General features: G+C 73.9%; 8 protein-coding genes. 5 read left to right on the top strand and 3 right to left on the bottom strand.

All coding sequences use genetic code 11. The features are described from left to right. Positions 1-24: 24 nt before the first annotated feature. The 3 genes from AC0682_RS10600 to AC0682_RS10610 form a co-directional block, all read right to left on the bottom strand. Positions 25-1197, bottom strand: coding sequence for a 3-deoxy-7-phosphoheptulonate synthase (locus AC0682_RS10600; RefSeq protein ID WP_478532323.1), 1173 nt, complete (start codon positions 1195-1197; stop codon positions 25-27). 190 nt (positions 1198-1387) lie between these two features. Then, positions 1388-2017 (bottom strand): NAD(P)H-dependent oxidoreductase, encoded by a 630-nt coding sequence (locus AC0682_RS10605; protein ID WP_478532198.1) that lies wholly within the window; start codon positions 2015-2017, stop codon positions 1388-1390. 270 nt (positions 2018-2287) lie between these two features. Then, the gene (locus AC0682_RS10610) at positions 2288-3520 is read right to left on the bottom strand and encodes an IS701 family transposase (RefSeq protein WP_478532199.1); all 1233 of its coding nucleotides are present in this window, start codon (positions 3518-3520) and stop codon (positions 2288-2290) included. 656 nt (positions 3521-4176) lie between these two features. On the opposite strand from AC0682_RS10610, the gene AC0682_RS10615 reads away from it, so the two are divergent. The 5 genes from AC0682_RS10615 to AC0682_RS10635 all read left to right on the top strand — a co-directional run bounded on the left by AC0682_RS10615 (position 4177) and on the right by AC0682_RS10635 (position 8710). Beyond that, positions 4177-4542, top strand: coding sequence for a hypothetical protein (locus tag AC0682_RS10615; protein ID WP_478532200.1), 366 nt, complete (start codon positions 4177-4179; stop codon positions 4540-4542). Positions 4543-4556: 14 nt separating this feature from the next. Continuing rightward, positions 4557-5816 carry an NAD(P)/FAD-dependent oxidoreductase gene (locus AC0682_RS10620; protein ID WP_478532202.1) on the top strand — a complete coding sequence of 420 codons (1260 nt, stop codon included), beginning with the start codon at positions 4557-4559 and terminating at the stop codon, positions 5814-5816. A gap of 81 nt (positions 5817-5897) precedes the next feature. Further along, positions 5898-6551, top strand: a complete 654-nt coding sequence (locus AC0682_RS10625) for a class I SAM-dependent methyltransferase (RefSeq protein WP_478532203.1) — start codon at positions 5898-5900, stop codon at positions 6549-6551. 141 nt (positions 6552-6692) lie between these two features. After that, positions 6693-7616: an N-acetylmuramoyl-L-alanine amidase gene (locus AC0682_RS10630; protein WP_478532205.1), complete on the top strand. Its 924-nt coding sequence runs from the start codon at positions 6693-6695 to the stop codon at positions 7614-7616. Positions 7617-7873: 257 nt separating this feature from the next. After that, positions 7874-8710 carry a hypothetical protein gene (locus AC0682_RS10635; RefSeq protein WP_478532206.1) on the top strand — a complete coding sequence of 279 codons (837 nt, stop codon included), beginning with the start codon at positions 7874-7876 and terminating at the stop codon, positions 8708-8710. The last annotated feature ends 144 nt before the right edge of the window (positions 8711-8854 follow it).

An 8854-nucleotide genomic window follows, 5' to 3' on the forward strand; every position in this document is an offset into this window, starting at 1 on the left:
GGTACGTGGGGGGGGGCGCGGCGGTCATCGGCTCCAGGCGGAGACGACGGAGAGCGCCTGCTCCGGGTTGAGCCGGGGGTCGCAGAACGTGGTGTAGAGCGAGCCGAGTCCGTCGGCGGCCGAGGCGTCCGTGACGCACTCGGTGACGGCGTCCGGGGTGGTCTCCAGGTGGAGGCCGCCGGCGACGCCGCCCGCGCCCCGCACCGCGTGGTGGAAGGCGACGACCTCGCGCCGGACGGTCTCCACGAACCGGGTCTTCAGGCCGCCGGCGACCTTGACGGTGTTGCCGTGCATCGGGTCGGTCAGCCAGATCACCGGGTGCCCCGCCTCCCGGACCGCCGTCACCAGGGGCGGCAGGGCATCGGCGACCCGGTCCGCGCCCATCCGGGCGATCAGGGTGAGCCGGCCCGGCTCGCGGTGCGGGTCGAGCCGTTCGCACAGGGCGACCAGCTCGTCGGGGGTCATGGTCGGCCCCACCTTGCTGGAGACCGGGTTGGCGACCTCGGCGAGCAGTGCCACATGGGCGCCGTCGACCTGCCGGGTGCGCTCCCCGATCCACGGCCAGTGGGTGGAGCCCAGCAGCAGCCGACCGGCCTCGTCGCGGCGGAGCAGGGGGACCTCGTAGTCCATCAGCAGCGCCTCGTGGCTCGTCCAGACCGCCGGGTCGATGCCGAAGCGGGTGGAGCCGGTGGACTCCCAGCCCAGGTGGGTCATCGTGTCGCGGGCGGACATGTAGCCGGTGAGCAGCCGCAGGGCGTCGGCGCGTCGGCTGTCCGGGTCTGCTTCGGGTCCGTTCACCAAGTGCCCGCGGAAGACGGGGAGTTCGACGCCGTCGATCCATTCGGTGGGGTTCGAGCGCGGTTTGGCGTACTGCCCCGCGATCCGGCCCACCCGCAGCACGGGCCCCCGGGTGACCAGCCGCAGCGCCCCGGCCAGCAGGTCCAGCACGGCGGCCTTGCGGGCGACGTGGCCGGGGGTGCACTCGGCCGGGTCCTCGGCGCAGTCGCCGGCCTGGATCACATGGGCCTCGCCGGCCGCCACCCGGGCCAGCAGCGCCCGGAGCCGACGGACGTCGTCCCCGCTCACCAGCGGGGACCGGGCGGCCAGCTCCTTGCGGATCCGGTCGACCTGGGAAGGGTCCTCCCACTGCGGCTGGTGCAGCGCGGGCGGGCGGATGTCGAGCAGGGCGTTCTCCACGGTGCCTCCGGGATGACTGGCACGGTCGGCCGTGCGGGGCACGCCGTGCGAGGGGAAGGGAACCTGCGGCCGCCCGCCCACACCCGGGAAGGGCGGGCGGGACGGCCGGGCGACGGCCCGTGCGCCGGGGCCGTACGGAGCCTTCTTCGTGGAGGTGTCCCACGGGTGACGGTCCGGCGCACGCGTCGGGTCAGGTCGTGCTCAGTCCCCGCTGGAGTGCCGCGGTGATCTCCACGGTGCGGCGGGCCTGGTACTCGATGGCCGCCAGGTTGTCGTCGTCGACGTTGCCCGCCTCGTTGCGCGAGACGCTGCTGACGCCGTACGGGTTGCCGTTGGTCGGGGCCAGCTGGATCGCGTCGGCCACGCCGGGCGGGACGATGATCGCGCCCCAGTGGTAGAAGGCGTTGTTCAGGGCCAGGAGCGTGCTCTCCTGACCGCCGTGCAGGGTGGCGGTGGAGGTGAAGGAGGACATCACCTTGTTCACCAGCCCGCGCCGCATGTGCAGCGGAAGGGTCTGGTCGATGAAGTGCTTGAGCGAGGCGGCGGGCAGCCCGTAGCGACCGGGCGTCCCCCAGAGCACGGCATCCGCCCACTCGAGGTCCTCGACGGCGGCCTCGGGGATGTCCTGGACGGCCTCCAGGTGCTCGGCCCACGCCTTGTTCCAGGCGTCGTTGCCCGGGACGACCGTCTCGGTGGACAGCTCGGCGGTCCTGCGCAGCCGCACCTCGGCGCCCGCCTTCTCGGCGGCCGCGGCGGCCGCGACGGCGAGCTTGTGGACGTTCCCCTGGGACGAGTAGTAGATGACGGCTACTTTGGTCATGTCCTGCGGCTCCTTGGCGATCGGCTCGGTAGGCCTGAATCCTGTGTCCCGGCCCGGGCCGCGGCCAACGCCCTCCGGGGCCATCCGTCAACTGGCCGGTCCAGTCCGTCAGGTCCGTCGCCCAGGTCCGTCAGGTCCGTCCGGACGCGGGGTGGCGACCTGACGGAAGCGCTCCCGCACAGCCCGGCGGTCCCGGGGGCGCGATACCGTTCGCACCCCTCGCGCGGGCGGCGCCCTGCGGCCACCGGTCAGTCGGTGCCGCTCCCCCGGTCAGCCGGTTCCGCTCAGCAGCCTCGGCTCCGCCCGGCCGCTCAGCATCGCGATGGCGTGGGCGGCCGAGGCGAGCGTGGTGTGGCGGTGCCAGCCGGCGAACGACCGGCCGGAGAAGTCCCGGATGCCGACCCGGTCGGCGACCTCCTTGGTGTCCCGCTCCACCCGTCGCGCGTAGGAGGCCAGTTGGAGCAGCTCCCCGACGCTCGACGTCGTCAGGTCGGTGAGCCACAGCTCCGCGGGCCAGTGGCCGTGCTCGGCCACCCCCATCAGCACCAGGCTGCTGTCGGGCCGCCCCTCGCGGCGCCCGGCGTGGGAGAGGGTCACCCGGACGGCGACCACCGGGCCGGGGGACGTGGGCCCCTCACCGGGCCGCCGCCCCGGCCTCCGCATGTGCCAGACGAGCGACATGATCTGCTGAGCCGTCATGCTGACGCCCCGGCGCGGGAACGCCGGCTCCTCCACCGTCAGCCGCTGGGTGCCGTCGATCCGCAGCAGCATCGGGGTGTCGGCGGCGCGCAGCCACCCCACCACCGCGGCCACGTCGGTCTCCTGGGCGTCCATCACCACGGGTCGGATCGGCAGCCGCGACTTCTTGATCAGCTCCTGGTACGCCTTGACCGAGCACTGGTCCAGGCTCTCGGGAACCTCGGTGTCGGGAATGTCGGTCTGCCGGCGGTGGCGCCGGTCGGCCAGCCACCGGGGCGAGAGCTGGAGCCGCCAGTTCAGCGGGCTGCTCCAGTCCGGCGCGGCCGCCCATACCCCCACCGCCTGCTGCGCGTTGACCACCTGGCCGAGCGCCGGTACGAAGCGCCGCTCCACCCCGACGGAGGTCTCCCCCGCCCGGCGGATGATCAGCGGGCGCACGACGTACGCCTGCGGCTGCGTGACCCGCTCCACGTACTGGGCGAGCGCCCGGCGCACCGGCGTCCAGTCCCAGGTGGAGCTGACGATGAAGTGATGCAGGCTCTGCTCGGTGGCGTCGCCGCCGAAGAGCGCGGCGATGTTGCGTATCGACTTGCGTCCCTCGGCCTCCAGCAGTCCCTGGAGGTAGGCCATGCCCTTGGTCCGCTGATCACGGCGCGGCATCGAGGCGAACAACTCCGTGCCCAGCGCCGAGAGGAGCCCGTCGTGGGCCCTCTCGTACGGCCTGAAGGCGGCCGTGGTCGGCGGCCTCAGGCGCCCCGTGGTGGCGTGAACGGCCTGATCGAACTGCGGGATCGTGCTCGTCATGCGTGGTCCCCCCGACCGGTGTGCGGTCTCTTGTGAGCCCCTGGCGGTGTGCTGCCACAGGAGCCGGGCTGGAGTAACGATCCAGCCACTCCCTGCGGTTCGGAGGCTCACACGGGCTGACCAAGGGCGAGCCAATGGCTGGCAAAGGCGCTGGTGGAGGGGGCGTCCACGCGCGGAGACGGTGATCTTCGAACTTTCTGGCGAAGATTGTTGTCCGCCAGACGGGCATATGCCGACGCCCAGCACCTTGATCGTAGTCGCCGGATCCGCCCCTGCTGCCGGCGGACGGGGGCACCCACCCGGCCGACGGCGCGCGGCCCTGGGTGCAGACGGCGGGCATGGCCGGGATTCTCGCCCGCGCGGGGGCATACGCCTGTGCAGGGGAGGCCGATTCGCCCCGGGTCCGTCACTTCGTGCCCCCGGTCCGTCATCTCGCCCCCCTGGTGCGTCACGTCCGCGCCCACAGCCCGCCACCTCCGCGACCCCGGTCCGTCACGTCCGCTCCCGCGGCACCTCACCTCACAGCCGCACGAAGGCAACCGGCCCGACCCCTGGGCCGACGCGCCACCGGCCCTTGACCGCGCCCCGACCGTTCCTTGGTCTCGATGGCCGAGCCTGGGGCCCCTTCGCACCACCGACCTGAGAGGACCGGCACCGTGACCCGGCCATCGCATACCGCCCCGGCGCACCGCCTGTGGGAACCGGCGTCCGTAGCGCGCCTCAGAAACCTCACCGCCGAGCTGGCCCAGGACCTCGCCACCGCGCGCTGGACGCCGACGGAGCTGGAGTCGCGCATCGCGGACCTCCTGATGACCTCCGCAGCGGGCGACGGCGCGCTCACCGGGCAGCGGATACGCGGCGTCCTCTGGGAGGGTTCGATGGCCCTCACCCGGGTCAACGACGGCCGCCTGGCGGGTCTGTTGGCATCCTTGGCCCCGTTGGCGGACGAGCCGGAGCTGTCCGACAGGACGCTCATGGCCGATGTCCACGCCGTGCTGGACCGGATCGCCGGGTGCCGCTGAGGAGGGAAGAGCCGATGTCGGAGATCGTGGTCGTGGGCGGGGGGTTCGCCGGGGTGTGGGCCGCGGCGGCGGCCGCCCGCCTGCTGACGGAGAAGCGGCAGGACGGATGGGGCAGCACGACCGGGAACGCCGGGCCGGGGCACACGGTCCGGCTGGTGACGCCCGGGGACGACATGGTCATACGTCCCCGTCTGTACGAGGCGGATCCCCACACCATGCGGGTGCCGCTGGACCGGATCCTGGCCCCGGCCGGGGTCCGCCGTACCGCCGCCGCCGTCACGGCGATCGACACCGACCGGCGCACGCTGGCCGCCGTCGACCGTGCGGGCGAGGCGCGGGAGATCGCCTACGACCGGCTCGTCCTGGCCACCGGCAGCCGTCTCGTCCGTCCGGGGATCACCGGCGCCGAACACCTCCACGACGTCGACACCCTGGCGGGCGCCACCGCGCTCGACACTCATCTGTACTCCCTGGCGGACCTGCCGGAGGAGACCCCGGCCCCCGCCCGCTGGACGGCGGTGGTGGTCGGCAGCGGCCCGACCGGGCTGGAGGTGGCCACCGAGCTGGTGCGCCGGCTCCGGACGGTCGCCGCTCCGCGCGGCGCCGCCGCACAGGTCCGTGTCGTCCTGGTCGAGCGGGCCGACACCGTCGGCGCCTCCCTGGGGGCGCCCGCCGCCCCGGTGATCGCCCGCGCCCTGGCCGACCTCGGCATCGAGACCCGCGCGGGCGTCACCGTGACCGCGGTGGAGGCCGGCGCGGTCACCCTGTCCGACGGCTCCCGGCTGCCGGCCCGGACCGCCGTGTGGACCGCAGGGGTGCGGGCCGCCGAGCCGGCCCGGCTGGTCCCGGGCCGCCACGACGGGGCGGGACGGCTGGAGGTCGACGCGTTCCTCCAGGTCACCGGGGTCCCCGGGGTGTGGGCGGCGGGTGACGCGGCCACCGCCCCCACCGGGCACGGCCACCGCACGGTCCCCAGCTGCCAGTACGCGATCCCGCTGGGCAAACTCGCGGGCCGCAACGCGGCGGCCACGCTGCTCGGCGCCGACCCCGAGCCGTTCGCCCCCGGCCCGTACGTCACCTGCCTCGACCTCGGTGACGCGGGCGGTCTCTACACCACCGGCTGGGAGCGGGCGGTGCAGCTGACCGGGGACGAGGCCAAGAAGTACAAGCGGGCCGTCACCGAGCAGTGGATCTACCCGCCGCTGGACGACGGGCCCGAGCTGCTGCGCCAGGCCGACCACCGGCTGCGTACCCGCAGGTCGAACCCGGTGTAAGGCGGGCCCCGCCGGGAGCGCCGGACCGGGCATGCGGCACGATGGAGCGCCGCCGTCAGCCGCCCCGCCTGGAGGAACCCCGTGACCGCCGCCACCCCCTCCCCGTCCCCGGAGGTGCTCGCCGCGTTCGAGGCCGCCAAGGGCTTCATGCCGGTCCACGAGGGGCTCGCCCTGTACGCGGCCGCCACCGAGGCCGGTGCGCTGGGCCTGCCCCTGCTGGAGGTGGGCACCTACTGCGGGCGCTCCACGATCCTGCTGGCCGACGCGGCCCGGACCGCCGGGGTGAGCGCCCTCACCGTGGACCACCACCGGGGCAGCGAGGAGCAGCAGCCGGGCTGGGAGTACCACGACCCGACGGTGGTGGACCCCGAGGTCGGGCTGATGGACACCCTGCCGACGTTCCGCCGCACCCTGCACCGGGCGGGGCTGGAGGAGCACGTGGTGGCGCTGGTCGGTCGCTCCCCGCAGGTGGCCGCGGTCTGGGCCGGGCCGCTGGGCCTGGTCTTCATCGACGGCGGGCACACCGACGAGCACGCGAACGGCGACTACGAGGGATGGGCCCCGCATGTCGCCGAGGGCGGCCTCCTGGTGATCCACGACGTCTTCCCCGACCCGGCCGACGGCGGCCAGGCCCCGTACCGGGTGTATCTGCGGGCACTGGCCTCGGGGGCGTTCACGGAGGTGTCGGTGACGGACTCCCTGCGGGTGCTGCGCCGCACGGGCGCGGCGGTCTGAGCCGTACGCGTACGGGACCGAGCGCGTCGTACGGGTACGGGAGCGGGGCATCGGCACGTCCGGCATCCAGAGGGTCAGGCATTCGGACCGTACGCGTACGGGAACCGGCCGCCTCCCAACCCGTACGGATAGCATCGCCGCGTGCCGTACGACGACAGCGTTCCCCCCACCCGCCGTGCCCGGCCCCTCCTCGTTGCCTCCGCTCTGGCCGCGCTCTGCCTGACGGCGGTCGTCGGCTGCGGCGGCGCCCAGAACCCGGGCGGAACGGACACCGGCGCGGCGAAGCCCGGCCCGGAAGCGGAAGCCACCGCATCCGCGCCCGTGTCCCCCTCCGCACCCCCCACGGAGTCGCGGCCCTCCGGAGCGACGCCCACCGCCCCGCTCCCCCAGGGCCCCCTGACCGGCCGGACCGTGGTGATCGACCCGGGCCACAACCCGCGTAACCGGGAGCACACCGAGGAGATCAACCAGCAGGTCGACATCGGTACGGGCCGCAAGGAGTGCGACACGACCGGTACGGCCACGGACGCCGGTTACGCGGAGGCCCGGTTCACCCTCGATGTGTCGCACCGGCTGCGGGAGTTGCTCCAGGCGCAGGGGGCCCGGGTGGTGCTGACGCACGACGACGACCGGCCGTTCGGACCCTGCATCGACGAGCGGGCCCGGATCGGCAACGAGGCGGAGGCGGACGCGGTGGTCTCGGTGCACGCGGACGGCTCGGCGGTGGGCAACCGGGGCTTCCACGTCATCCTGCCCGCGGCGGTGAAGGGCGGCGGGGCGGACACCTCGAAGATCGTGAAGAGTTCGGCCGATCTCGGGGCCCGGATCGCCGGACACTTCGTCAAGGCGACCGGAAGCGCACCCTCCAACTACATCGGCGGCGGCACCGGGCTGGACACCCGCGGCGATCTCGGCGGACTGAATCTGTCGACCGTGCCCAAAGTCTTCGTGGAATGCGGCAACATGCGTGACCCGGAGGACGCCGTCCTGCTGACCGACGCGGGTTGGCGGCAGAAGGCGGCCCAGGGCATGGCGGACGGCATCGCGGCCTACCTCAAGGGGTAGGTCCGACGACGCGAGCCACCCCACAGGAGACTGCCCCACAGGGGGTTGCCCTACCGGGGACTGCCCTACCGGGGGATGGATCTGCGGGGATATTGGGGGGGGATAGCTGACCAAGAACCGGGCACGGGGGCAACCCGCCCGGTCAGACGATAGATTCATCCGTACGATGGGGAGCCACCCCCGAGCTTCACGCCGCGCCCGCCGACCAGGCGGCAGCGACGACCGCCCCGACGAGACGACCGACTAAGGACCTTCACGTGAATATCCGCTCCCTCACTCGAGGCGACGGCGTGGTGATCGGAGCAGCGGTGGTGCTGTTCATCGCCTCCTTCCTCAACCTTGCCAACTACGACTGCCCGGCCGGCGTGGACTGCTCCCGCTTCAACACGAACGCCTGGGACTCCCTCGGCCTTCTGATGAGCGTCTACCTCGCCGGGATCATCGGCGCGGCGCTGCTGGTCGTCGGCCGGATGATGCCGGGCCGCAAGGTCGCGGGGCTCGACCTGGGCCAGTTCGGGGCCGCGTTCACCGTCTTCGCGCTGTGGACCGCGTTCTGGACGATCATCGATGTCAACAACGCCGGTGCCGGTCTGATCCTGGGCCTGCTGGCGACGATCGTGCTCGCCGCGGGCGCGATCGCCGGTCCACTGGTCCCCGCGCTCAAGGCCCCGCTGGTCGGCGCCCCCAAGCCGCAGGCCGTACAGCCGCCGTACGGTGGTCAGCCCGGCCAGGGATACGGCTACCCGGGCGGCCAGCAGCAGCCCTACGGCGGCCAGCCGAGCCAGGGCTACGGCTACCCCGGCGCCCCGGCCGGCGGCCAGCCCGGTCAGCCGGACCCCGCGCAGGCCGCCCAGGCCCAGCAGGCCGCTCCGCAGGGCGGCGCGGCCCCGGCGGGCGACTTCACCCCGTTCTGGTTCGCCGTCCCGGTGGCCCGTCCGCTGTACGGCGAGGACGGCGCCCCGAACCCGATCGCCGAGCTGGCGCCGGGCACCTGGTACCTCGCGGTCGAGCAGCGCGGTCAGGGCCTCATCGCCCAGACGCAGGACGGCCGTCGCGGTGTGCTCCAGGACACCACGGGCATCCAGCGCGGCTGACCGCCTTCCGTCACCGCATGGCCTCGGGGGGCCCCCCCCCCCCCCGGGGGGGGGGGGGGGCGGGCAGGCCCCCCAACCCCCCCCACCACCGGGTCAGGTAGGGTAACAAAACCCAGTCCAGCCCGGTTAGGTCGCCCCAACACA

It is taken from the genome of Streptomyces sp. NPDC043746, from assembly GCF_056436485.1.

Bases quoted from the DNA above. Each gene is read 5' to 3' on its own strand.
- AC0682_RS10605 (WP_478532198.1), bottom strand. From the start codon at position 2,017: ATGACCAAAGTAGCCGTCATCTACTACTCGTCCCAGGGGAACGTCCAC.
- AC0682_RS10610 (WP_478532199.1), bottom strand. From the start codon at position 3,520: ATGACGAGCACGATCCCGCAGTTCGATCAGGCCGTTCACGCCACCACG.
- AC0682_RS10620 (WP_478532202.1), top strand. From the start codon at position 4,557: ATGTCGGAGATCGTGGTCGTGGGCGGGGGGTTCGCCGGGGTGTGGGCC.